Source organism: Staphylococcus sp. AtHG25 (assembly GCF_003217445.1).
Classification (GTDB): domain Bacteria; phylum Bacillota; class Bacilli; order Staphylococcales; family Staphylococcaceae; genus Staphylococcus; species Staphylococcus haemolyticus.
This window is the reverse complement of record NZ_QJSN01000006.1, coordinates 32,169-56,775: the sequence shown is the minus strand read 5'-3', so window position 1 is coordinate 56,775 and position 24,607 is coordinate 32,169. Positions and strand designations below refer to the sequence as shown.

Here is a 24,607-nt window from a genome sequence, read left to right as displayed (position 1 = left end):
TTCAACATAAACCCAAATTCATGATAAGGGGTGTTGATTTGCATCTACCATCAACTTTCTGTCACTACCTTACTCACCACTACTTCATTTATGCCTATTTAATTGTACATAAAAACACCACAGCATACGCGCTTTACTCTATAAGGACGCGTTACCGTGGTGCCACCTTAGTTAACAATACTTTGTTCACTCATACTTTATTAAAATTTAAAATTCTAGACCCAATTCGATTAATATGTTGTGCCAATTTACATCACCCATTGGCTTTCTATTTGCTACAAATCATATTATCTACTTCATTCGTAGAGTTGTCTGATATTTCTTATAATTCAGTATAATACAAAACTCTATTTTATTTGTCAACAATCAATTATAAATTTATTGGCGATAAACAATATGCGTATAAAAGATTTTGAGTTGCATCAATAGACTCAATATGAGTTCTTTCAAGCGCGTGAGATGATTCTATACCAGCACCAAATAAACCATGACGAATGTCTGCACCTGCTTTTAGTGCTGCTGATGCATCAGAGCTATAATAAGGATAAATATCAACTTTATAAGGTATGTCATTAATTTTACATAAATTTATTAAATGTGATTTTAATTCTCTATGATAAGGACCTGATCCATCTTTAGCACAAATCGATACAGTATATTCATCTGAGGTTTGACCATCGCCTAGCGCTCCCATATCAAATGCAATAAACTCTACTATCTTATCGGATATTGATGCATTTGCACCATAACCTATTTCTTCGTTATTAGAAATATAAAACTGAGTCGTATGTGGTAATTGCGTTTCTTCTTGTTTAAGTTTCTCAAGCAGTTCTAGTATCATTGCTACACTTGCTTTATCATCTAAGTGTCTTGATTTAATAAATCCTGATGATGTAATTTCAGTTCTGGGATCAAAACTTACAAAATCTCCCACTTGAATCCCTAAATCTATTGTCTCTTGATCAGACGTTGTTTTTTCATCGATACGAATTTCCATATGTTCGCCATCTCTAGGTATTTCATGATTATTTCTGTAAACATGGACACTTGTTTCATGCAAACAAATCGTTCCTGTATATACTTGTCCTGAATCAGTTTGTATCTCACAATACTCTCCTTCAATCGCGTTATATGTAAATCCACCTATTAAACTAATAGATAATCGACCATTTTCTTTAATTTCTTTAACCATCGCGCCTAGTGTATCTACATGGGCAGTAATGCATCTTTGTCGTTCATCATTTTCACCTTGTACTTCGATAATTAAGGCACCTTTATTGGTTGTCTTAGTATCATAACCTAACGCTTCAACTTTGTTCTTAACATAATTAATTGCTTCCGTAGCATTACCAGATGGGCTATTAATTTCTGTAAGTTCTTTTATTGTTTTCAATACTTTTTGCGTCATCATTATCTCCCCTTTTTTAAAATGATTATTGATAACATTTTATCGTATTTATAGAACTATCACTATTAATTCATTCATTTTACTATTGTTTATCTGCACACTCTACCTTACAATGTACATATTCTGAAAATTTTGAAATAAGGTGATTCATCATGAAAAATATTTTATTTATAGGACTCGGTTTGATTGGTGGCAGTTTAGCAAGTAATTTAAAATATTATCAACCTAATCTAACAATATCAGCATTCGACGCTGATAAAGATCAACTTGAAAAAGCATTATCAATAGGAATAATTGATAAAAAAATTGAAGACTATAGTGAAGGCGTAAAAAATGCAGATATCATCATTTACGCTACCCCAGTACAACAAACTGAATTATACTTAAAAGAATTACCTAATTATCAAACACAACCTCATTTAATTGTAACTGATACTGGTAGCACTAAATCTAATATTCAAAGCTATGAAAAGTTTCTCTTAAATAACAGCATTCATCTTGTAGGTGGCCACCCTATGGCTGGAAGTCATAAATCTGGTGTTCTTAATTCAAAAAAGCATTTATTCGAAAATGCTTATTACATTCTCGTTTATGATGATGCACGTAATGCTGAACCGACTAAAAAGCTACAAACATTGTTATCAACTACATCTGCAAAATTTATAACAACATCGGCACAAGAGCATGATTATGTTACTGGAGTTGTGAGTCATATTCCACATATCATCGCTTCAAGCTTAGTTCATTTGAGTGAAACAAACTCAAAGAATCATACTCTAGTAACACAATTAGCAGCTGGTGGCTTTAGAGATGTCACACGTATAGCTAGTAGTAACGCAGATATGTGGAGAGATATTACGTTTAGTAATCAAGAAAATATATTACACCTATTAGAAATGTTGCAACAACAGTTAGATTCAATTTCATCCCATATTCGTTTAAATGATACTGACGAAGTACATAATTTCTTTTCAGGTGCTAAAAAGTTTAGGGATCAACTTCCCGTTAAACAACAAGGTGCACTAAGTATTGCGTATGATCTCTATGTAGATATTCCAGATAAATCAGGTATGATTAGCAAAGTAACTTCTATTTTGAGTTTACATAATATTTCTATAAGTAACTTAAAAATCCTTGAAATTCGTGAAGATATTTTAGGTGCTTTGCAAATCAGCTTTAAAACTCCTGAAGATCGTGAACGAGGTATTAAGGCGCTCAGTGATTTTGAAACATACATTCTATAATAATGTCCTCCTAATACAATGAAATGCGCTTGATTTCTTTTAAATGCTCATTTCATTGATAGGAGGATATATTTTACATTTTATGCCCTGCCATTAAGCCCAAGCGACCATGCTTTGTTCCAGCATCAGTGTAAGATATCGCTTTAGATACGATTCCCTTACCATATTTGTTTTGTAAGTAATCAATGGTTTTAGCTAGCTTTTCATCTCTTCTTCTTTCATATTCGTCTATAAATAAGTTAAGCTGGCGGTCTTCCTCATTAATAAGTTGAGTCAATGATACGCTCAATGTTCGATACAGTGCATTCTTATCACACAATTGATTCGCATAATAATTGACTACTTTATAGATGTCTCTTTCTAAGTTTGTCGCATCTGTTAGTGTATATTGCTTATGAACACCACCGCCTTCTGTATAACCAAATGAAAAGTGAATTGTTCTTGCCAGTTGTTTACGTGCTCTTATTCTACTAGCAACGTCTTCAATTAATTCTTGCATTACAATTTTCGACTCCTCAAACCGATAATCTCTCATCAGTATTTGGCTTTTACATATGGATGGATTAGTAACATTATATTTTTCTCTCAATTTACTTTGATCAATACCATTAGCATGTAAATGCATATCTATCCCTAATACACCAAAATCTCTTTTAAGAAATCTGTATGGATATTGAGCTAAATCTCCAACAGTTACAATCCCTTTCTTATTGAGCTTTGCTTCTGTTTTCTTGTTAATGCCCCAAAAATCACGTAATGGCCTAATTTTCCACATCTTTTGTGGGACATCATGATATCTCCATTCTGTAATACCATTGGATGTATGTTTTGCTTCAATATCCATTGCGACCTTACTTAATAACATGTTTGATCCTATACCAATAGTGCAATATATCCCTGTTTTATCTTCTATTTCCTGTTGTAATCTTTCTGCAAATGATTGTACAGTAGAGTTAAATCGATGATAGCTATCAGTCACATCTAAAAAGAATTCATCTATACTGTATTGATGTAAATCTTCTCCCGGTACATATTTAAGCGCAATTTTAGAAATTGCTATTGAAACTTCTAAATATTTTCTCATGCTAGGATTGATAATATAAATATCATTACGATGCGGAATCTCGAATAGTCTTGACCCTGTTTTGATACCAATTTCTTTTAATTTAGGTGTGGCTGCTAAAACAACCGATCCTTGTCTTTTAGTGTCTGCAACTACTGCTAACTTTGTTTCTAGAGGATCCAATCCCTTTTGGATACATGACACACTAGCAAAAAAACTCTTTTGATCGATACATAATATGTCTCTTTCTTCCAATAAATTATAATCATACATGCCAAGATACCTCCCTTAGTCATTTTCATTATATACGAACACTTGTTCTGTTTCAATAAAAACAAGAACTAACGTTCTCAAATTTCTTTTGGAGTACTGCCCTAAAACATGCTATACTATGGATGAAATTACTAATTCAAGGAGGAAATAAGATGCCAATCATCAATGTTAAATTGTTAGAAGGACGCTCAGATGAACAATTAAAAAATTTAGTAACAGAAGTAACAAATGCAGTTGAAAAAACTACTGGAGCTAATAGAGAGGCAATTCATGTGATTATTGAAGAAATGCAAAAAAATCACTATGGCGTTGCAGGAGTTAGAAAATCAGACGCAGAATAAAACTTTTATTAGTTTACATAATAATATTATGGTATTTATTAAAAGCGTAAAAAAAGAGTGCACCCAATCGAGTGCGCTCTTTTACGTTTTAGTTATTTAGAAATTCTTTGACAGCTTTTTTATTTTTCTCCTTATCAATCTCTAAGGCACTGCCATCGTTATTTGTATTAATATTCTGGTACGAATTATTAATTGGAACCGTAAGAGATTCTACGTTCTTATCTCCTCTTAAACCGTAACTAATACCTGTTTGGAAGATAGCTGAATTTGGCATACTTGTATTAATATAACCCCTTAATATACCAGCTACTTTAGGCAATTTTATTACTGAGCTAGGTGTAACTAACTCTTTTTTTAACGTCTGCATAACTTGTTGTTGACGTCTAACTCGCCCAAAATCTCCTTCCTCATCATGTCTAAATCTCGCATATCCAAGTAATTCTTTACCGTTTAAACGATGATGACCTTTTTTAAGAGATACGCCAATATTTTCAGACATATCTTTTTCTACGTCCATAGGAACGCCATTAGGTTCTAATTCATCAATCATCTTTTCAAAACCCGTAAAATCAATGACTGCATAATATTCAGGATTAATACCTAAATTCTTATTTAAAGTCTTTCTAAGAAGTTCGGGTCCGCCAAGTGAATAGGCTGCATTAATTTTATAATTCTGATATCCAGGTATTTCCGCATAAATATCACGCATCACTGACATCATTTTCATTTTCTTATGGATATAATCATATTGAACTACCATGATGGAATCTGAACGCGACTTACCACCGCTAGCTTTGTCAGCACCTAACACGAGTACAGAAATCTTACCGTCATTTTTTACTGGTCCATTAAACTTATGTACTTTGATATCTTTTGCATGTTTCTCAGCGTAATTAACACCACTACGATAACCATGGACAATATAGATAATAGCTGTGATTAGCAATATCAATATAATCAAAATGATAAAAGGTAATTTACGTAGTTTTTTCTTATTCCGTCGTTTAGAAGGTGTCTGTGCGTCTGCTTGTCGCCTGTATACTATCTTATCCTTCTCTTCTGTCATATTTACCTACCTTACGTCTAGTAAAAATCTTCAAAATTGTATATCTATGTACTATAATTATATATAATTAAATTATAGAAGTTGCTTTGAAAAATCAAGTAATTTTTAAATAAATGGTACTAAGGTCCAATGAAAGGATGGCATAAATGAATATTAATACAGCATATTTTGCTGGTGGGTGTTTCTGGTGTATGACCAAACCTTTCGATCAATTCGATGGTATAGAAACAGTAACATCTGGCTATATGGGTGGTTCAACTCACAACCCTACTTATGAAGATGTGAAAAGTGGGACCACAGGACATTATGAAACTGTAAAAATTGAATATGATGTTGCATTGTTTTCTTATAATAAATTATTAGAAGTATTTTTCTCGGTTATTGATCCCATTGATGATGGTGGCCAGTTTCAAGATAGAGGTTCACAATATAGAACAGCTATATTCTACACGAATAAGGATCAAAAAAGACTTGCTGAGCAATACGTTCACCAACTCGAGCAAACAATTCATTCAGAAAAAGCAATAGCGACTAAAATATTACCCGCTTCAACTTTTTACAAAGCAGAAGAATATCATCAAGATTTTTACAAAAAGAACCCTGAGCGTTATGCTCAAGAACAACAAGACCGAGCAAACTATAAATCCAATTAAAGTTTTAAATAATCAAAGGCACCCTTCAAGGTGATTATCACCCATTCACTTGTTGGATGCCTTTTTTAACAATTATTTATGACGAATAACTCTCATTACTTTTAACATGCTATACCATAGTGAACTATCTTTTCTATAAACCAAAAATCTTGGTTCCCAATTTGGACTATATTTTTCTTTATACTTACGTAGTCCTTGAAAGCGATATAGACCATTGAAGTGTTCAAATACACGCCCAGCTACACGCTCTCGAGGGTAAGAGTAATTTAATTGACCTACATTTGATAAAGTTGCCATACCCATGTTAAATGCTTTATAGCCTTTATCTTTACCCCAAAGTAACATATGTAGATATAGGCCATCCATTAAAGGTAAATCTAAATCAGGTAACCAACGAATTAAATCTACTGAAATAGCTTCATTATAATAAGTAGGCATTAAAGTGCAAAACGCAATGACTTTACCTTCTTCATTCTTCATTATTCCAATAGGTGCTTGTTGTAAATACTCTTCTGTAAATTGACCTACTGAAAAATGCATTTCATTACGTTCATCTAGCCAATGATCACTAACTTGTTTTAATTGAAAAATGAGATCTTTCGAAAAAGGTGGCTCTAAAATTTCAAATTGAATATTTAAATCATCAAATTTATTAAGTGTTGCTCGGAAACCACGACGTTTCTTTCCTGATGTCGTAAATTGAGTTAAATCTATAATTGCCTCTTCACCAAGTTTGAAAAACTGATTACCAAAATTATGATATAGCGGCATAAAGCGATCTGACACTTGATAGAATATAATATCATAGCCTAACTTTTCACCGTAGTTATAAAAATCAATAAGTAAAGACTGAAACGCTTTCGTATCACCGATTGGATCTCCTAACACAACAAGAGCGTTACCTTTGTAGCGATACATTAAAAAAGCTTGTTGCGCTTCATGCATAAAGACATCTTTATCTCCACTATAGATTAAATGACTTAAATAATTGCCACCATACGTTTCAATAATTGATTTACATCTCGATAAATCTTCTAATTGGTGTGGTCTAGTGTATCTAGACCCCAATAACCATGCGACGATACCTACAAGTATGACTACGACAAGAATCGTTAACCAGAAATAATATTTCAATAAAGAAGTATCCATTTCAATGTGGTAAATATCAAGTGCATATAAAGTTTCTGAAATTATAAAATGATTAACATACAATACCAGCATACTTAAAATAATTGTAAAAATTAAACGTTTTAATCTGAATGGTCGTTTCATCACTTTAGAACGACGATAAGCGAGAACAAGTAATACAAATATTAATAAAATCCATGATAAAAGAATTAAAGATGCATAAGTATATACTGTTGCACTAAATATTAAAGCAAGTGAAATCATTACAAACAAAATAGCACGTCGGCTTTGTTTAAATACACCTCTAACATTGATAAGTAATAATAAGCAAGCACTTGTATGCACAGATAACATAATATAATATGCGAAATGATGATCATCGTATAAACCATCATAAACAATTGTAATGTTATTAATAAAGAAAACAAAACTTGTTATTAGTACTAACGTAGCTAAGGCAAATGACGGAATCTTAGCAATAATATCTTTTTGATAAGAGAATAAAAAAGATGTTACATCTCTTGCAGGTACAAAATATTTAGATTCTTCGAAGTATTTTCGCGCAGATGATCCAAACTCAAATGTAGATAAAACAAGTGCAATAATAACTGGTACAAAGTAATAAGCGAAACGATATAATAATAACGCTAATAGTACTTTTTCTTCAGGAACGCCTAAAGACTTAAGACCTAATAATACAACTAAATCGAAAGCACCGAAGCCACCTGGTATGAAACTAACCAATCCAGAAAGAGCAGCAATGATGAATATACCGATAACAGTAGTGAATGCTATGTTAATATCTACAATAACTGTTGATAAATAGAGTACTGTGGCAGCTGCCAGCCACTCAAAACTTGATACTAGTGTGCAATAAACACCTAAATATTTATTGTTACGATCAATAGGATTAATCATGGTATAGGCAATAAATAAAGGTAAAAATAATGCAACAACATATAAAATCCATCGAACCCAACTTACTTTATTTATTATATGAGAAGCATCAAAGATATGTAACACGACAAGGATTGATAAAAGACTCAAACCCGTTAACATAGAAATCAGTATGATTGAAATGACATGAACTAATTTTTTTCTATCAGTTGTATAATTTTTATAAATAAATGCTCTAAATCCAGCCCCTATAAATCCACCAAAGCCAACAATGGCATTAAGTGCATTAATGATATAGCTGATTTTAAAAACCCTAATAAGTGGTATATCCAGTTTTAACCCTTTTACTAAGATAAGATCATACAAACTTAGTAAAATCATAGCTGAACCACTGCAAATGAATAAGCCAACTAGATACCAACGATTAATTTTGCTAAATGCTTCAAGTGTTTGTTTAAAATTAATGTGTGCTAATTCATGATATAGCGTTGCAACAACTGCTATAAATAAAACTGCAGCAAAAACAAATTTGAGTAATGATAATAATCTATTCTTAAGTTCTTCAGTCATGTCATACCTCTACCTTCACCTACGATTATTTAAAAATATATCATACCTTCATTTGAATGAACATATGAATATGTATAACTCATACTAACATTATTGTAATGTGTGTAAGATTAAATACTTTCTAAAAAAAGGCGGGAATGATACAGAATCCAAAATGAATTCATTATCTCATTCCCGCTTAGGTAACTAAAACTGAGAAAGCTAGATAAACTGGCTTTTACACTTAATACTCGTTTAGAGCTTATTCAGCTTTAGTATATTCTTTAGTTTCTTCTTTTTTAATTTCATATTCTCCTGAATCATCACCATAATACTTGTTATAACGACGTTTAAATAATAAGAATAGGTGTGAGACTAATACTTTAAGTATTGCATATCCAGGAATACCTAAAATAACACCAACAATACCTAATAAATTACCAGCACTCAATAAGATGAAAATAATCGTTAAAGGATGAATTTTCAATGTTTTTCCCATAACATTAGGTGAAATGAAATGTCCTTCAATAAATTGAACAAGCGTCCATACTACAATTAATTTCAATAACATGAATGGCGATGTAATAATCGCTATAATGATGGCTGGTGAAATAGCAATCGTTGGTCCTAGATAAGGTATAACACTTGTAACAGCAGCTATACAAGCAAGTACAAGACCGTAATCAAGACCAATAATTGAATAGCCTATAAAGAGTAAGATACCAATACAAAATGAAACAATAATTTGACCTTGGATATATGATCCAACTTGTACACTCATTTTTTCCATTAAATCATGGTAATCTTTTCTAAATTTAGGTGGCATAATCTTCGTTGAATACTCTTTAAATTTGTGACCATCTTTTAACATGAAGAATAATACAAAAGGTGTTGTGACAAGAACTACACCTACGTTAACAATAGCTTCTGCAAAACTTCTAATTTTAGTTCCAAATCCATCAAAATAACTTGAAACCATAGAAGGTATCTTATTGGAAACTGAGTCTAACCAATCTTGTATTTGAGTATAAAATGATGATAAGAAAGAAAAATGTGTGACTTGATCTATTGCGTTATTAAATTTATCTACATATTTAGGGAAGTTGTTAGCTAAACGTGTGATTTGATCTCCAATAAGCGGAATTAATAAATTAATAATTAATGTCGCTCCACCAACAATAGCTAAAAATACAATAATGATTCCTAGTAATCTTGGAATATTATATCTCTCCATCAAATTAATCACTGGATTAATAAGATAGAATAAAATAAGCGATAAAATAATTGGTGCTACAATTGTATTAAATATGATGATAAATGGTTCAAAAACATAAGAAACTTTATCAAATATAAATATTACAATACCTATGAGCACTAATGAAAGCAAAGCAAATAATAAATCTTTACCGCCTAAGAATTTCATAAAACGCGTTTCTGTAAAACTAAATTTTTTTGCGCTTTTTTCTTCAACTTGCTTATTTTCAATTGCCATGTTTTTCACCATACCTTAACTAACTATTAAAACTAAAGCTATTTTACATCATAACACAAAAAATAACTAAGTGTTCCTTAGTTATGCGATGAACTTATTTGAGTTTCAAAATGATAAATATGTAATGCAAGATACACAATTTCGGAATCATCGATAGGAATATTCAAGTGCTTTTGAATCATTTTTGAGATTTTAAAAGCAGTATTATATGCATTTGGGTAATGATTTTTAACCATATCTATAAAAAAATCTTGAGCATATATGTATTCTTTTTTATTAAGTCGTCGAATTAAAAATTGAATATGTCTTATAAAACGTTGATATTGAACCGTATGATTATCGATTTCATGATTTAAATCATTTTTAATAATAAGTATACTTTTACTAATCAATTTATTAATCAAAGACATCTCATGTATCGTTAAATCCTCTGTGTTTGAAGCAATGTGTAATGCAATAAATCCAATTTCATCAGCTGGGAACTTAACATCTAGTCGTTGATTCAATTTATCAATAACTTGACTTGCAATAGCATACGCACCACTATATAAATGTTTGGTTTCGATAGCAAATGGATTACTAATAATTTGATTTTGTTTTAATCTTTTATATGCAAATATAATATGATCAGTCAATGCAACAACAAGGTTTTTATCATCTGTAGTATGAGTTGTACTTGTAATAAAATTGACTGCTTCAATAATCGCTTGTAGAACATCTTCATCGGCAATTTCAACTAAAGATTTGTAATATTCTTGCTGTTGTTTTTGCTCTAATTTATAAACCTTTTCTATTGAAGCACTTTCATCTAAGGTCATTCCAGCCTTTTTATTAAAGCCAATACCTTTTCCAACGAGAATGACCTCTTGATTATTATAAGTGCATATGATGACGTTATTATTTAAAGCTTTAGAAATGGTATACTCACTCATCATAATCACCTTTCTCTGTAATATATGAATTATAAATCTATTTATTAAAAATGAAAAGATTTCTAACTTAATGTAAAAACTCCTTTCAACGTTTTGAATGAAAGTTTCAACACATTGAAAGGAGTATGAATAAATTCTATTTTAATCAATCACTTAAGTGATTATTTTTTAGGTAGTTGATTTTCTCTACCCCAAGTTTCAATACCAAATAAGTTAATTTCAAGATTCTCTGGTTTAAACACAGGTTTCATACCAGCTTTACGTTGTTTTTGGTAATCTTTCATTACAGCTATCGCTATATTTGAAAGACCAATTATAGAAATCAAGTTAACAATTGCCATTAATCCCATGAATAAATCGGCAGTACTCCATACAGTTTCAGTTTTTACTACTGATCCAACAAATACTAATAAGACAACTAAGCATCTAAAAATAAACATAACTACTTTGTTTTTAGATAAGAACTCTATGTTTGATTGACCATAATAATAGTTACCAACAACAGAAGAAAATGCAAATAGCGTAATTGCGATTGTTAAGAAGATACCTCCAGCTGAACCTAAATGTTCATTTAATGCTGATTGTGTAACTTGAACACCTTGAGGTGCATTTTCTCCAAATTTTAATCCTGAATATAAAAGAATCATAATCGCTGTGGCTGTACAAACTAACATTGTATCGAAAAATACACCAAGTGATTGAATTAAACCTTGTTTAACTGGGTGTGGTACTGCCGCTGTTGCTGCTGCGTTTGGCGCAGAACCCATACCAGCCTCGTTAGAGAATAGACCACGTTTAATACCTTGAAGTATCGCTGCACCTACTGCGCCTCCTGTAACTTGCTCGAAACCAAATGCACTCTTAATGATTGTGCCAATCATCGGAACAATTTGATCGATATTTAATAATAAGATAACTAAAACCATACCGATATAAATAATAGCCATGATTGGAACAATCAATGAAGATAATGTCGCGATACTGCGGACACCACCAAAGATAATTGCTGCAGTAATAACAGCTAAAATAATTCCTGTTACAACTGGACTTATGTTGTACTGAGTATTTAATGATTCTGCAATCGTATTAGATTGAACAGTATTAAATACAAACGCAAATGTTATTGTAATTAATATTGAGAATAAGATACCTAACCATTTTTGGTTCAAACCTTTAGTTATGTAATATGCGGGACCCCCTCGGAATCCACCTTCTTTGTCATGAACTTTATAAATTTGAGCTAAAGTTGCCTCCATAAATGCACTTGCAGCACCGATAAAAGCAATTACCCACATCCAAAATACTGCACCAGGACCACCTAGTACAATTGCCGTAGCTACACCTGCAATATTACCAGTACCTACACGTGAACCAGCACTAATTGCAAATGCTTGGAATGGCGATATACCTTTTTTACCACTATTTAATGTTTCAGGTTTTTCAGTTAAAGCTCTAAACATTTCGGGCAACATACGTAATTGCACGAATTTAGAACTAATAGTAAAGAAGAACCCTACAGTTAATAGCAATCCAATTAAATATTGCGACCAAATTAAATCATTACCTACCTGAACAATTGTTTTAAACCATCCAGGTATTAAATTATCAAAATCATTCATTAAATCCCTCTCATCTACAATAAATTAATATCCAAAGATATACTACAAGAGATTTATACTGTATTGAATAAACCCAATAAAATAATACTAGTACATATTACGTTTGAGTGTTATACAACATCAATATAAATCTCTTGAGAGATTAAAATTGGTTAAAATAACAAGTTCAATTTTATCATTTTCTTTTAAAATTGAAAATATAATTTTTATAATCCATTAGTCGATTGTCATATTTAAGACGTCTCCAAACTCTTTAACATCAACAACAAATGACCCATTTGTGTATTGTTCAGATAAATGAATATCAGTGATTTGTCCTTCTTCAGAGTGACTTTCAGAATATAAAGTATACATACTTTCATCTTTAACAACATAACCTGCAACAACACGATGTGGATTTTTCTTCAACTCTTTAAGTAATGTAATACCTCTTTGTGCTCTTTTAGCTTGTTGTAAAATCTTATAGCTAATTCGTTTTACAGCACCTCTTTGAGTAGCCATTATAATTGAGCTGTCATTATCTACAACATCCGTCATAACGACAAAATCTTCATCTTTTAAGTTGATAGATTTCACCCCAGCTGCTCGTAATCCCGTATCAGATAGTTCTTCACTTGAATACGTTAATGACATACCTTTATGTGTTAATACATTGATGAGTTGATCTTCATTTAATCGAATGACGTTTATTAATTCATCATTATCTTTAACTTTCATAGCAACTAATGGTTTATTGTAACGAGTCGTTTTAAATAAGCTAACGTTACTTTTTTTAATCATTCCATTTCGAGTCGCTAGTACATAAAATGCGTCATCTTTAAAACTTTGTTCATTGTAAACATCAACTACAGTTTCATAATCATCTAAGGGAACAATTTGAGATACATGCTGTCCAAGTTCTTTCCATCTGATATCTGCTAATTTATGAACCGGAATGAATATATACCTTCCTTTGTTTGTAAAAACAAGTACCGTATCTTGCGTGTTAACTGTTTGATATTTGAGTAAACTGTCTCCATCTTTAAGCCCTATTTCAGTGACACCACTGGCATTGAAACTACGTGTAGATGTCCGTTTAATATATCCTTGACGTGTAATACTTAAAACAACATCTTCACTTGGAACCATAACTTCTTTATCAATTTTAATTTCTGCGATTTCCGCTTCAATTGATGATAAACGCTCAGATTTAAATCGTTTTCTAATATCAGTCAATTCACTTTTAATTACTTGTAACAATGCATCATGATTATCAAGTATATGACGATATTCTTTAATCAATTTAGCTAACTCATTATGTTCATTTTCCAATGCAACGATATCTGTATTAGTTAAACGATAAAGTTGAAGCATGACAATAGCCTCTGCTTGAGCTTCCGTAAATTCAAATTCAGCAACTAAATTGTCTTTAGCATCTTTTTTATTTTTAGAGTTACGAATTAACGTGATAACCTCATCCAATATTGATAGTGCTTTCATTAAACCTTCCACAATATGCATGCGTTTTTCGGCGTGATCTAAATCATATTTCGTACGATTTGCCACAACTTCAATTTGATGATTTAAGTAACTATCAATAATTTGGCGAATACCCATTAGTTTTGGACGACCGTCACTAATTGCAACCATATTAAAGTTATAAGTAATTTGTAAATCAGAGTTTTTGAATAAATAGTTTTTTATAGCTTCTGCATTTACATCCTTTTTCAGTTCGATTGCTATTCGTAATCCAGTGCGATCAGTTTCATCACGGACTTCGATAATACCATCTACTTTTTTATCTGCTCTTAACTCATCGATTCTTTTGACTAGTGAACTTTTATTCACTTCGTAAGGAATCTCAGTAACGATAAGTTGTTGACGACCATTACGAAGGGTTTCTTCATCCACTTTAGAACGTACAACAATTTTACCTTTACCAGTCTCATAAGCTTTCTTAATGCCATCCACACCTTGAATAATACCGCCAGTAGGGAAATCTGGACCTTTTATATATTTCATTAGTTGAGTAACAGTAATATCAGGATTATCGATGTATTTCAATGTTGCTTGAATTACCTCTGCTAAATTATGAGGTGGGATGTCAGTCGCATAACCTGAAGAAATCCCTGTTGAACCATTAACTAATAAATTAGGAAACCTTGCTGGTAAAACCATTGGTTCTAAAGTTGTATCATCATAGTTTGGAACAAATGCAACAGTTTCCTTATTAATATCTCTGACAAGTTCTTCCGATAATTGGCTTAATTTCGCTTCAGTATAACGCATTGCTGCAGGAGGATCATTATCGATACTACCGTTATTACCATGCATTTCAATTAAAACATGACGTAATTTCCAATCTTGACTTAAGCGCACCATTGCATCATATACTGATGAGTCGCCATGAGGATGATACTGACCAATAACGTCTCCGACTGTCTTCGCACTCTTACGGAAATTCTTATCATACGTATTCCCACTACTATGCATTGCGAAAAGAATTCTTCGTTGTACTGGCTTCAAGCCATCACGAACATCCGGTAATGCACGTTCTTGAATAATATATTTACTATATCTTCCAAAACGATCACCTATCACATCTTCAAGTGATAAATCTTGAATTATCTCACTCAATTTGTTTCCTCCTCAGTATATTCTTCAGTTTCTAGTACTTGTACTTCAGTATTATCTAATATACTTTGATCTTCTTGCATGCCAAATTCAACGTGACTTTCAATCCATTCACGACGTGGCGCAACTTTATCACCCATTAAAGTTGTAACTCGTTTAGACGAACGCATTTCATCTTCAATTTGAACACGAATTAATGTTCTAGTTTCAGGATTCATAGTTGTTTCCCATAACTGTTCAGGGTTCATTTCACCTAGACCTTTATAACGTTGCAACATAAATCCTTTTCCTAATTTCTTCTGAAGTTTTTCAAGTTCATCATCAGTCCATGCGTATTCAACTTGCTTAGATTTACCTTTTCCTTTTTCCAGTTTATATAGTGGCGGCAATGCGATAAATACTCTTCCAGCTTGTACAAGTGGTTTCATGTACTTAAAGAAGAAGGTTAATAATAATACTTGAATATGTGCACCATCTGTGTCGGCATCAGTCATGATAATAATTCTATTATAATTACTGTCTTCTATTTTAAAGTCGTTTCCAACACCAGCACCAATTGTATGAATGATAGTATTAATTTCTTCATTTTTAAAAATATCTTCAAGTCTTGCTTTTTCAGTATTAATAACTTTACCTCTTAAAGGTAAAATCGCTTGGAATTTTCTATCTCTTCCAAGTTTAGCTGAACCACCTGCTGAGTCACCTTCGACTAAATATAATTCATTTTTCTCAGTATTTTTACTTTGAGCAGGTGTTAACTTTCCTGATAATAAAGTGTCTTTACGTTTATTCTTCTTACCTGAACGTGCATCTTCACGTGCTTTACGCGCAGCTTCCCTAGCTTGTTGTGCTTTAATTGCTTTCTTCACTAGAGATTTAGAAAGTTGACCTTTTTCTTCTAAATAATATGGCAATTTATCAGAAACTACTGAATCAACAGCACTACGAGCTTCTGAAGTACCCAATTTAGATTTAGTTTGCCCTTCAAATTGTAACAATTCTTCAGGTATGCGAACTGATATAACTGCAGTTAAACCTTCACGAATATCATTACCGTCTAAATTCTTGTCTTTTTCTTTTAATTCATTGATTCTTCTTGCGTAATCGTTGAACACACGTGTCATTGCAGTTTTAAATCCTACTTCATGTGTTCCGCCATCTTTGGTACGCACGTTATTTACGAAGCTTAATATACTCTCTGAATATTGATCATTATATTGAAAAGCGACATCTACTTCTATACCATTTGAAGCACCTGTAAACATAGTTACGTCGTGAAGAACCTCTTTGCCTTCATTTACATAACTGACAAACTCTTTAATCCCCTCTTCATAATGATAAACATCTTCACGTTCTTTGCCACTACGTAAATCTTTCAATGTTATTTTAAGATTCTTTAATAGGAAGGCAGATTCTTGTAACCTCTCACTTAAGGTTTCAAAATTAAATGTAGTTGTAGCTTTAAATATTTCAGGATCTGGTTTAAATGTAACTTTAGTTCCCGTTTTTTTTGTTTTACCTGATTTAACTAATCCAGATGCTGGCACTCCACCATTTTTAAAGCTTTGCTTGTAAATATTCCCGTCTCTATGTATTTCTACTTCTAACCATTCGCTTAATGCGTTAACTACAGATGCACCAACCCCATGCAATCCACCTGATGTTTTATATCCGCCTTGGCCGAATTTACCACCGGCGTGCAATACAGTGAAAATAACTTCAACAGTAGGTTTACCTGATGCATGCATTCCTGAAGGCATACCACGACCATTATCTTCAATAGAAATACTATTATCTTGATTTATTGTTACATTTATTTCGTTACCATATCCGTTTAAAACTTCATCTACGGAGTTATCTACTACTTCATACACTAAATGATGTAGTCCTCGTTTATCAGTAGATCCTATATACATACCTGGACGCTTTCTTACAGCTTCCAATCCCTCTAATACTTGAATAGAATCATCTGAGTAATGATTTGAATTTTTTGTTGCCAATGCGTTCGCCTCCTACAAACGTACGTTCGTTTTAAAAACTATACAATAGTTATTCTTATATAAATCGGTCTAAATTGCAAGCGTGAGTTAAAACTAATCTATTTAAAGTTCCTATTAAGAACAAATTTTTAAAATTGGTCGTTGTTATCTATTAGATTATGGTAAAATATAGCTACGTTATTAAAGGATGTGTAAAGTTATATGATGATAGTAGTCATGCTCATATTAAGCTATCTCATCGGTGCTATTCCTAATGGATATGTTATAGGAAAGCTGTTTTTCAAAAAAGATATTAGACAATATGGCAGTGGTAATACTGGCGCAACTAATAGTTTCCGAGTTCTAGGTAAACCAGCAGGATTTATTGTAACCTTTTTAGATATATTTAAAGGATTTATTACTGTGTTCTTTCCTATTTGGTTTCCAGTGCATGCAGATGGACCGCTTAGCACGTTCTTCACACATGGGTTAATTGTAGGTTTATTCGCAATACTTGGCCATGTATATCCAATATATCTTAGATTTAAGGGTGGAAAAGCTGTAGCTACAAGTGCTGGTGTTGTCTTAGGCGTAAATCCTATCTTGCTACTTATATTGGCAATTATATTCTTTGGAGTATTATATATATTTAAATATGTTTCACTCTCAAGTATTATTGCAGCAATTTGTTGCGTTATTGGCTCTCTCATCATACAAGATTACATATTATTTGGGATGAGCTTACTCGTTTCCATAATTTTAATAGTAAGACATCGCACCAATATTGTAAGAATTTTTAAAGGCGAAGAGCCAAAAATAAAATGGATGTAAATCTAATACCGATAATAATGCATTAAGCGTATCAATTCGCTTAATGCTTTTTTATATCTTCATTGAAACCTTATGGATTATCTCAAAATATAAATATGTTATAATTCTAAGAGTTCCATTTAAAAAATAAAATCCAAGTAATAGATAAATAAGGTAGGAGGATAATGTAATGAAAATTAAACTAACAGATCAAGCTGTAGAATGGTTTAAAGATGAACTAGACTTACCTGAAAATAACAAAGTTTTACAGTTTTACGTTCGCTATGGTGGTGAATTTCAACTTAAACAAGGTTTCAGTCCTGCCTTTCGCGTTGAACCAAGAGAAGATGTAGAAATTGGTTACGAAGAAAATTATAATGATTTGATATTAGTCGTTTCAGAAGAAGATCTATGGTATTTCGAGGACAATGAAGTCCTCGTTGAAAAAGTAGATCATGATGATGAAATTGCCTATTCTAAATTGAAGTAAGTCATAAAAACCGTTGAATTTAACTAAACATAAATATATTAAGATAAAAGAACTGAGAAGACGCTCCCATATAGCATTTCTCAGTTTTTTTAATACATATTAGTGATAAATCTAAACGCATGAAATTACAATAAAAATTTTAAAGGTAAGGTAAATGATAGTCGGCCCCCGCATAGAGAATTTCGTTCTGAAATTCTTCAAGCAAAGCAAGCTGGGGTTAAGTGAATACATTCCTCTCCCTAAGTCTTGTATATCATCTATATTTCAAGGTCGCTTGATTGTGTCACTTCAAAATCTTTTCCATCTTGATTTAATTTATCTACATGACTATAAACCTTATGCCATTCTGGGAAGTAACGGTCTAATCTAATTGGTCGAAAATTACTTGATTTCATACAAATTAATTGAGTTGAACCAGTTGTGGCAAGTTCTCCATTCTCATTATATACTTCATAACAATAAACTGATTTAAGTCTTGAATATTGCTCAACCCATGTTTTAATTGTCACTTTTTCAGGATAAAAAATTGATTTTCTATATTTTATTTGAAGGTCTACAACTGGAGAAATGATGCCCTCTTTTTCCATATCTGCATAACTAAAACCCAACTTTCGGATATAATCTGTTCGTGCAACCTCAAACCATGTTGCATAATTACCATGATAAATCACACCCATTTTATCTGTTTCTTGATATCTAGCTTCAATTTCAGTCATACTGTATATCATTCTTAAGTACCTCTTTTCCAAAATCATTCATATTTCATATTAACATAAAAAAGCCATGCCAACATAAAGTCAGCATGGCTTTAAAGTTCATATATTATTGCGCTAATTTATTTCTTAGAACCATTTGTAAAATACCACCATGACGATAGTAATCTAATTCAACTAGTGAATCAAATCGTACAATTGCTTCAAAATCAACGACTTCACCATTTTCTTTTTTAGCATGTACTTTCACAGTATCACGTGGACTTACTGTTTCGTCAATATCAACAGAGATAGATTCTTTTCCATCTAATCCTAATGATTCTGCTGATTCACCATCTTTAAATTGTAATGGTAAAACACCCATCATAACTAAGTTAGAACGGTGAATACGTTCATAGCTTTGAGCGATAACAGTTTTCACACCTAATAAGTTTGTACCTTTTGCAGCCCAGTCACGAGAAGAACCCATACCGTAGTCGTTTCCTGCTAAAACAGCTAAACCAGTACCGTCTTCTTTATATTTCATCGCTGCATCATATATAGGCATTACTTCATCTGTAGGCCAGTAAGTAGTGAATCCACCTTCAGTACCTGGCGCTAATTGGTTTTTAATACGAATATTAGCAAATGTACCTCTTACCATTACTTCATGGTTACCACGTCGAGAACCGTAAGAGTTAAAGTTTCTAATAGGTACATCATGATCTAATAAATATTTACCAGCTGGTGTGTCTTTACCGATTGCACCGGCTGGAGAAATATGGTCAGTCGTAACAGAATCGCCAAATTTACCCATAACTCTTAAATCTTTAAGTGGTTCAATTGTACCAGGCTCTTTTGATAAACCTTGGAAGAATGATGGATTTTGTATATATGTTGAATTAGGATCAAAGTCATATAATGGTGCATCTGTTACATCAATTTTATTCCACATTTCATTGTTATTATACACGTTTTTATACTCTTCTAAGAATAGTTCAGGTGTTACAACACTATCTACAGTATCTGCAACCTCTTGAATTGTTGGCCAGATATCGTTTAAGTAAACATCTTGACCGTCTTTACCTTTTCCAATTGGCTCATTTTGTAAATCAATATCAACTGTACCAGCTAATGCATAAGCTACTACTAATTGAGGAGAAGCTAAATAGTTTGCTTTAACTAATGGATGGATACGACCTTCAAAGTTACGGTTACCAGATAATACTGATGTAACTAGTAAATCTTCTTCAGCCACTGCTTTTTCGATTTCAGGTAATAATGGACCAGAGTTACCAATACATGTTGTACAGCCGTAACCAACTAAGTTAAATCCTAAGTCATCTAAATATTCTTGAAGACCTGAATCTCTTAAGTATCCAGTTACAACTTTTGAGCCTGGTGCTAATGAAGTTTTAACAAATTCAGGAACTTTAAGACCTTTTTCAACGGCTTTTTTAGCAACTAATCCTGCACCTAACATAACATATGGGTTAGATGTATTTGTACATGATGTGATTGCTGCGATAGCAATATCACCTGTTTTCATTGTTGCAGTTGAACCATCAGCAAAATTGATATTTGCTTTTTTATCAAATTCACTTTTATCTAGTCCATGTCCTTGGTTACCAGCAGGTGCTGTAACAGATTTTTCAAATTCTTTCTTCATATCACTTAAGAAAATTAAATCTTGTGGACGTTTTGGACCTGATAATGAAGCTTCAACAGTAGATAAATCTAAGTCGATGACATCCGTATATTCAGGGTCTTCTTTATCTACAGTGAAGAACATATTATTTTGTTCTAAATAAGCTTTAACTAATTCAACATGCTCTTCTTTACGTCCAGTTAATCTCATATATTTAAGAGATTCTTCATCAACTGGGAAGAAACCACAAGTTGCACCATATTCAGGCGCCATGTTAGCGATTGTTGCACGATCTGCTAGTGGTAAGTCAGTTACACCAGGACCGAAGAATTCAACAAATTTGCCAACTACACCTTTTTTACGTAGTTCTTGAGTTACACGTAATGCTAAATCAGTAGCTGTTGAACCTTGTGGTAATGAATTAGTTAATCGAACACCAATTACTTCAGGGATTGGGAAGTAAGAAGGTTGTCCTAGCATACCCGCTTCAGCTTCAATACCACCAACACCCCAACCTAGTACACCAATACCATTGATCATTGTAGTATGAGAGTCAGTTCCTACAAGTGTGTCAGGAAATGCCGTCTGTTCTCCATCAACATCGCGAACGTGTACAACATTTGCAAGATATTCTAAGTTTACTTGGTGAACAATACCAGTTGCAGGGGGAACAGCATTATAGTTATCAAATGCTTTAGTCGCCCAATTTAAAAATTGATAACGCTCATAATTACGTTCGAATTCTAATTTCATATTTCTTTCTAATGCATTTGGATTAGCATAGCTATCAACTTGAACAGAGTGGTCAATGACTAAGTCAACTGGCACTTCTGGGTTGATTTTATTAATATCCCCACCAACATCGTTCATTGCTTTACGTAATGATGCTAAATCAACAACTGCAGGAACACCTGTGAAGTCTTGCAGAATAACACGAGATGGTTTGAAAGGTACTTCACCTTCATTTCCTTCATTGCCAAAGTTACCCAACGCTTTAATATGTTCATCAGTAATGACAAATTCATCTTCTTGTCTTAATACTGATTCTAATAAAACACGAATTGAGTAAGGTAATTTACTTATTTTTGTTAAACCTTGTTCTTCTAAACTTTTTAAATCATAGTACGTATATGACTGGCCATTTGCTTCAAATGTCTTTTTAGCTTGTTGCTTAATGTTAGAAGTCATTTATATATCCCCCTTGAATATTAAAATTCATATTTATATGCCTTTAAATAAATTGTATAATTATATGTTTTTCAAAACAACTGTATATACCTACATTTCACGTGATTTAGCTTTCGCATTTATAATCAGTATATATAAGTTATTCTTATCATATGCACTTACCACTATAAGTAAATATTATTAATTGAGAATGATTTTCATTAATATATAATATGGTCTCTTTAAAATTCAAAAAAACCCTCAAGTACTTATAAAAGCACTTAAGGGCAATAATGTTATTATGATGACTTCATATTATTTTTCAGCGTTTCTTCTTGATTCACGCTTTTCTAAAATATCAGATTCATAATCTTGTTGTTGATATTTAACATAATCTTGAAGTCTATGTTTGTTTGGTTGAAGTGTTAATCCCAAGAATTTACGTTCTTGGTTTGCATCTTTATAGAAACTAATCATCATCATTATAACTACAAAGGAGAATGGGAACGCACTTATAATTGCCGCACTTTGAATAGCATTTAATGCGTCAGCACCGTTTCCGCCACCTGCTAGTAATAAGATGAATGCGATTAATGATTGAGAAACACCCCATGTTACTTTTACAGCACTAGAAGGTTCAAGAGAACCAAATGTTGTTTGCATACCCAACACAAATGTAGCTGAATCGGCAGATGTGATAAAGAATGAAGCAATTAGTACTAATGCTATAAATGATAATGCTATTCCTAATGGAACGTGGTGGAATACACCGAACAACTGAGTTTCAGGTGTCATTTTAAATAATTCAGGGTGTTTTTTACCTGTTTCGATACCTAACACACCAAATACACTGAACCATAAGAAACTTACGATTGCTGGTACTAGTAAAACACCTGAGATAAATTCACGAATTGAACGTCCTTTAGACACACGTGCAATAAATACACCTACGAATGGACTCCAACTTAACCACCAACCCCAATAATAAAGGGTCCATGAAGACATCCATTCACGTTTTTGACCATTTAAAGCTGCAGTGTCAAAACTGTTGAATAAGAATGTATTTAATAAGCTACCAGTTGAACTAGTAAACATATTTAAAATAAGTACAGTAGGTCCAACAATTAAAGCAATAATCATTAAAACAGTACCTAAACCAATATTTAAGTTACTTAAATATTGAATGCCTTTACTTAAACCAGACCATGCACTAGCAAGAAATAATATTGTAACTACGACAATTATAATAGATTGAACCAATACATTATTTGGAACACCAAATAAATAATGAAGTCCACCATTAATTTGTAACGCACCCATACCAAGTGAAACGGCTACACCTACAACAGTCGCAAATACTGAAAGAACGTCAATAATTGTTCCTATAGGTCCTTCCACTTTGTCACCTAAAATAGGGCGTAGTGTACGTGAAATTAAACCTGGTTCATTTTTTCTAAATTGTGCGTAAGCTAAAGCTAATGCAACTACACCATATACAGCCCAAGCATGGAATCCCCAGTGGAAAAATGTAGAACGTAATGCTTCTGTATATGCTTCAGTAGTTTTAGGATCAGCATTAGGTGGTGAGGCAAAATCTGCCATAGGTTCAGCTGCACCGTAGAACACTAAACCTATTCCCATACCGGCACTAAATAACATCGCAAACCATGAAACAGTATTAAATTCAGGTTTATCATTAGGTTTACCTAGTTTAAGTTTACCGATTGGACTAAAAATTAAAAAGATACAAAAGAACACTATTACAGTAGTCAAAATCAAGTAATACCAGCCAAGCTTTTCAGTAATCCAACTACTGATGTCGCCTGTAATTTTACCAAATTGCTCAGGTAAAAATGCACCGATTAATACAACAATGGCTACTACGATAGCACCGTAAATAAAAACCGATGAAAACTTCTTGTTTTGTTTTGTTTCTTCAGAAGAAGAATTCATAATTTACTTACTCCTTTCCCATATTAAATTTAAAAATTAGTTTGAAATAACTATTGAAGTAATTTAAGATGATATATTAAAGGATAACAAAGCCTTTATACAATATCAAATTTCTTTTAAATTAAACATTTACTAAAATTTTTATATGTTGTATAATATATTTTATTCTTATGTGAGAGGTATTGAATTATGTTTAAAGAATTTAAAGAGTTTGCTCTTAAAGGTAATGTGCTAGATTTAGCAATCGCTGTAGTTATGGGTGCAGCATTCAATAAAATTGTTACATCATTAGTTACATACATTATCATGCCATTAATTGGTAAAATTTTCGGTTCTGTCGATTTTGCTAAAGATTGGGAATTCTGGGGAATTAAATATGGCCTATTTATCCAATCAATTATTGATTTTATAATTGTAGCAATCGCACTATTTATATTTGTTAAAATCGCAAATACTTTAGTGAAGAAAGAAGAGCCTGAAGAAGAAATCGAAGAAAATACTGTTTTATTAACAGAAATTCGCGATTTGTTAAGAGCTAAATAATCATAATTTAAGACCGTATGGCAATATTGTATTAATTTTGCCATACG

Annotated in this window: 18 protein-coding genes; 6 read left to right on the top strand and 12 right to left on the bottom strand. The window is 32.3% G+C overall.

Features of this window, described 5'->3' with window-relative positions:
• Positions 1 to 370 precede the first annotated feature (370 nt).
• Positions 371 to 1,408 carry a M42 family metallopeptidase gene (locus BDW31_RS06395; RefSeq protein ID WP_037551370.1) on the bottom strand — a complete coding sequence of 346 codons (1,038 nt, stop codon included), beginning with the start codon at positions 1,406 to 1,408 and terminating at the stop codon, positions 371 to 373.
• A gap of 152 nt (positions 1,409 to 1,560) precedes the next feature.
• On the opposite strand from BDW31_RS06395, the gene BDW31_RS06390 reads away from it, so the two are divergent.
• Positions 1,561 to 2,652 carry a prephenate dehydrogenase gene (locus tag BDW31_RS06390; protein WP_053024696.1) on the top strand — a complete coding sequence of 364 codons (1,092 nt, stop codon included), beginning with the start codon at positions 1,561 to 1,563 and terminating at the stop codon, positions 2,650 to 2,652.
• A gap of 73 nt (positions 2,653 to 2,725) precedes the next feature.
• Here BDW31_RS06390 and BDW31_RS06385 read toward each other — a convergent pair whose 3' ends face one another.
• The gene (locus BDW31_RS06385; RefSeq protein ID WP_053024695.1) at positions 2,726 to 3,988 is read right to left on the bottom strand and encodes a Y-family DNA polymerase; all 1,263 of its coding nucleotides are present in this window, start codon (positions 3,986 to 3,988) and stop codon (positions 2,726 to 2,728) included.
• Between the two features lie 152 nt (positions 3,989 to 4,140).
• Here BDW31_RS06385 and BDW31_RS06380 point away from each other — a divergent pair, with 152 nt between their 5' ends.
• The gene (locus BDW31_RS06380) at positions 4,141 to 4,329 is read left to right on the top strand and encodes a 2-hydroxymuconate tautomerase (RefSeq protein WP_011275837.1); all 189 of its coding nucleotides are present in this window, start codon (positions 4,141 to 4,143) and stop codon (positions 4,327 to 4,329) included.
• 88 nt (positions 4,330 to 4,417) lie between these two features.
• Here BDW31_RS06380 and BDW31_RS06375 read toward each other — a convergent pair whose 3' ends face one another.
• Positions 4,418 to 5,395, bottom strand: coding sequence for an LCP family protein (locus tag BDW31_RS06375; RefSeq protein WP_037551365.1), 978 nt, complete (start codon positions 5,393 to 5,395; stop codon positions 4,418 to 4,420).
• A 146-nt stretch (positions 5,396 to 5,541) separates the two neighbouring features.
• On the opposite strand from BDW31_RS06375, the gene msrA reads away from it, so the two are divergent.
• A complete protein-coding gene (msrA, locus tag BDW31_RS06370) occupies positions 5,542 to 6,048 on the top strand; it encodes a peptide-methionine (S)-S-oxide reductase MsrA (RefSeq protein WP_037551362.1) in 507 nt (168 codons plus the stop codon).
• A 72-nt stretch (positions 6,049 to 6,120) separates the two neighbouring features.
• On the opposite strand, the gene mprF is transcribed toward msrA, so the two are convergent.
• From mprF to parE, 6 genes are all read right to left on the bottom strand, one after another.
• Positions 6,121 to 8,643, bottom strand: coding sequence for a bifunctional lysylphosphatidylglycerol flippase/synthetase MprF (gene mprF, locus BDW31_RS06365; protein WP_053024694.1), 2,523 nt, complete (start codon positions 8,641 to 8,643; stop codon positions 6,121 to 6,123).
• A gap of 241 nt (positions 8,644 to 8,884) precedes the next feature.
• Positions 8,885 to 10,114 carry an AI-2E family transporter gene (locus tag BDW31_RS06360; protein ID WP_110709354.1) on the bottom strand — a complete coding sequence of 410 codons (1,230 nt, stop codon included), beginning with the start codon at positions 10,112 to 10,114 and terminating at the stop codon, positions 8,885 to 8,887.
• A 77-nt stretch (positions 10,115 to 10,191) separates the two neighbouring features.
• Complete coding sequence (gene glcT, locus BDW31_RS06355; RefSeq protein ID WP_053024692.1) at positions 10,192 to 11,046, bottom strand: glucose PTS transporter transcription antiterminator GlcT; 855 nt, start codon at positions 11,044 to 11,046, stop codon at positions 10,192 to 10,194.
• A gap of 161 nt (positions 11,047 to 11,207) precedes the next feature.
• Positions 11,208 to 12,665, bottom strand: a complete 1,458-nt coding sequence (alsT, locus tag BDW31_RS06350; protein WP_053024691.1) for a glutamine transporter AlsT — start codon at positions 12,663 to 12,665, stop codon at positions 11,208 to 11,210.
• Positions 12,666 to 12,881: 216 nt separating this feature from the next.
• Positions 12,882 to 15,281 carry a DNA topoisomerase IV subunit A gene (parC, locus tag BDW31_RS06345; protein ID WP_037551350.1) on the bottom strand — a complete coding sequence of 800 codons (2,400 nt, stop codon included), beginning with the start codon at positions 15,279 to 15,281 and terminating at the stop codon, positions 12,882 to 12,884.
• The gene (parE, locus tag BDW31_RS06340) at positions 15,278 to 17,278 is read right to left on the bottom strand and encodes a DNA topoisomerase IV subunit B (RefSeq protein ID WP_037558066.1); all 2,001 of its coding nucleotides are present in this window, start codon (positions 17,276 to 17,278) and stop codon (positions 15,278 to 15,280) included. The genes parC and parE overlap by 4 nt, the downstream gene beginning before the upstream one ends.
• A 201-nt stretch (positions 17,279 to 17,479) precedes the next feature.
• Between parE and plsY the strand changes: the two genes are divergently transcribed.
• Together plsY and BDW31_RS06330 are read left to right on the top strand one after the other, a co-directional pair.
• Complete coding sequence (gene plsY / locus BDW31_RS06335) at positions 17,480 to 18,088, top strand: glycerol-3-phosphate 1-O-acyltransferase PlsY (RefSeq protein WP_011275846.1); 609 nt, start codon at positions 17,480 to 17,482, stop codon at positions 18,086 to 18,088.
• A gap of 169 nt (positions 18,089 to 18,257) precedes the next feature.
• Complete coding sequence (locus BDW31_RS06330) at positions 18,258 to 18,557, top strand: HesB/YadR/YfhF family protein (protein WP_011275847.1); 300 nt, start codon at positions 18,258 to 18,260, stop codon at positions 18,555 to 18,557.
• A gap of 257 nt (positions 18,558 to 18,814) precedes the next feature.
• Here the strand turns inward: BDW31_RS06330 and menI are convergent, their stop codons facing one another.
• The 3 genes from menI to BDW31_RS06315 form a co-directional block, all read right to left on the bottom strand.
• Entirely contained in the window at positions 18,815 to 19,285 is a 471-nt protein-coding gene (gene menI / locus BDW31_RS06325; protein WP_011275848.1) for a 1,4-dihydroxy-2-naphthoyl-CoA hydrolase MenI, read from the bottom strand.
• Between the two features lie 94 nt (positions 19,286 to 19,379).
• A complete protein-coding gene (gene acnA, locus BDW31_RS06320) occupies positions 19,380 to 22,085 on the bottom strand; it encodes an aconitate hydratase AcnA (RefSeq protein ID WP_053024690.1) in 2,706 nt (901 codons plus the stop codon).
• Positions 22,086 to 22,379: 294 nt separating this feature from the next.
• The gene (locus tag BDW31_RS06315) at positions 22,380 to 24,017 is read right to left on the bottom strand and encodes a BCCT family transporter (protein ID WP_037570793.1); all 1,638 of its coding nucleotides are present in this window, start codon (positions 24,015 to 24,017) and stop codon (positions 22,380 to 22,382) included.
• Between the two features lie 189 nt (positions 24,018 to 24,206).
• Between BDW31_RS06315 and mscL the strand changes: the two genes are divergently transcribed.
• The gene (mscL, locus tag BDW31_RS06310) at positions 24,207 to 24,560 is read left to right on the top strand and encodes a large conductance mechanosensitive channel protein MscL (RefSeq protein ID WP_033080045.1); all 354 of its coding nucleotides are present in this window, start codon (positions 24,207 to 24,209) and stop codon (positions 24,558 to 24,560) included.
• The last annotated feature ends 47 nt before the right edge of the window (positions 24,561 to 24,607 follow it).

Excerpts from the sequence above, each read along its gene's own strand:
- acnA (WP_053024690.1), bottom strand. The coding sequence starts at position 22,085 with ATGACTTCTAACATTAAGCAACAAGCTAAAAAGACATTTGAAGCAAAT.
- alsT (WP_053024691.1), bottom strand. The coding sequence starts at position 12,665 with ATGAATGATTTTGATAATTTAATACCTGGATGGTTTAAAACAATTGTT.
- glcT (WP_053024692.1), bottom strand. The coding sequence starts at position 11,046 with ATGAGTGAGTATACCATTTCTAAAGCTTTAAATAATAACGTCATCATA.
- BDW31_RS06380 (WP_011275837.1), top strand. The coding sequence starts at position 4,141 with ATGCCAATCATCAATGTTAAATTGTTAGAAGGACGCTCAGATGAACAA.
- mscL (WP_033080045.1), top strand. The coding sequence starts at position 24,207 with ATGTTTAAAGAATTTAAAGAGTTTGCTCTTAAAGGTAATGTGCTAGAT.
- mprF (WP_053024694.1), bottom strand. The coding sequence starts at position 8,643 with ATGACTGAAGAACTTAAGAATAGATTATTATCATTACTCAAATTTGTT.
- BDW31_RS06360 (WP_110709354.1), bottom strand. The coding sequence starts at position 10,114 with ATGGCAATTGAAAATAAGCAAGTTGAAGAAAAAAGCGCAAAAAAATTT.
- BDW31_RS06315 (WP_037570793.1), bottom strand. The coding sequence starts at position 24,017 with ATGAATTCTTCTTCTGAAGAAACAAAACAAAACAAGAAGTTTTCATCG.
- plsY (WP_011275846.1), top strand. The coding sequence starts at position 17,480 with ATGATGATAGTAGTCATGCTCATATTAAGCTATCTCATCGGTGCTATT.
- BDW31_RS06375 (WP_037551365.1), bottom strand. The coding sequence starts at position 5,395 with ATGACAGAAGAGAAGGATAAGATAGTATACAGGCGACAAGCAGACGCA.
- BDW31_RS06330 (WP_011275847.1), top strand. The coding sequence starts at position 18,258 with ATGAAAATTAAACTAACAGATCAAGCTGTAGAATGGTTTAAAGATGAA.
- menI (WP_011275848.1), bottom strand. The coding sequence starts at position 19,285 with ATGATATACAGTATGACTGAAATTGAAGCTAGATATCAAGAAACAGAT.
- BDW31_RS06385 (WP_053024695.1), bottom strand. The coding sequence starts at position 3,988 with ATGTATGATTATAATTTATTGGAAGAAAGAGACATATTATGTATCGAT.
- msrA (WP_037551362.1), top strand. The coding sequence starts at position 5,542 with ATGAATATTAATACAGCATATTTTGCTGGTGGGTGTTTCTGGTGTATG.
- BDW31_RS06395 (WP_037551370.1), bottom strand. The coding sequence starts at position 1,408 with ATGACGCAAAAAGTATTGAAAACAATAAAAGAACTTACAGAAATTAAT.
- BDW31_RS06390 (WP_053024696.1), top strand. The coding sequence starts at position 1,561 with ATGAAAAATATTTTATTTATAGGACTCGGTTTGATTGGTGGCAGTTTA.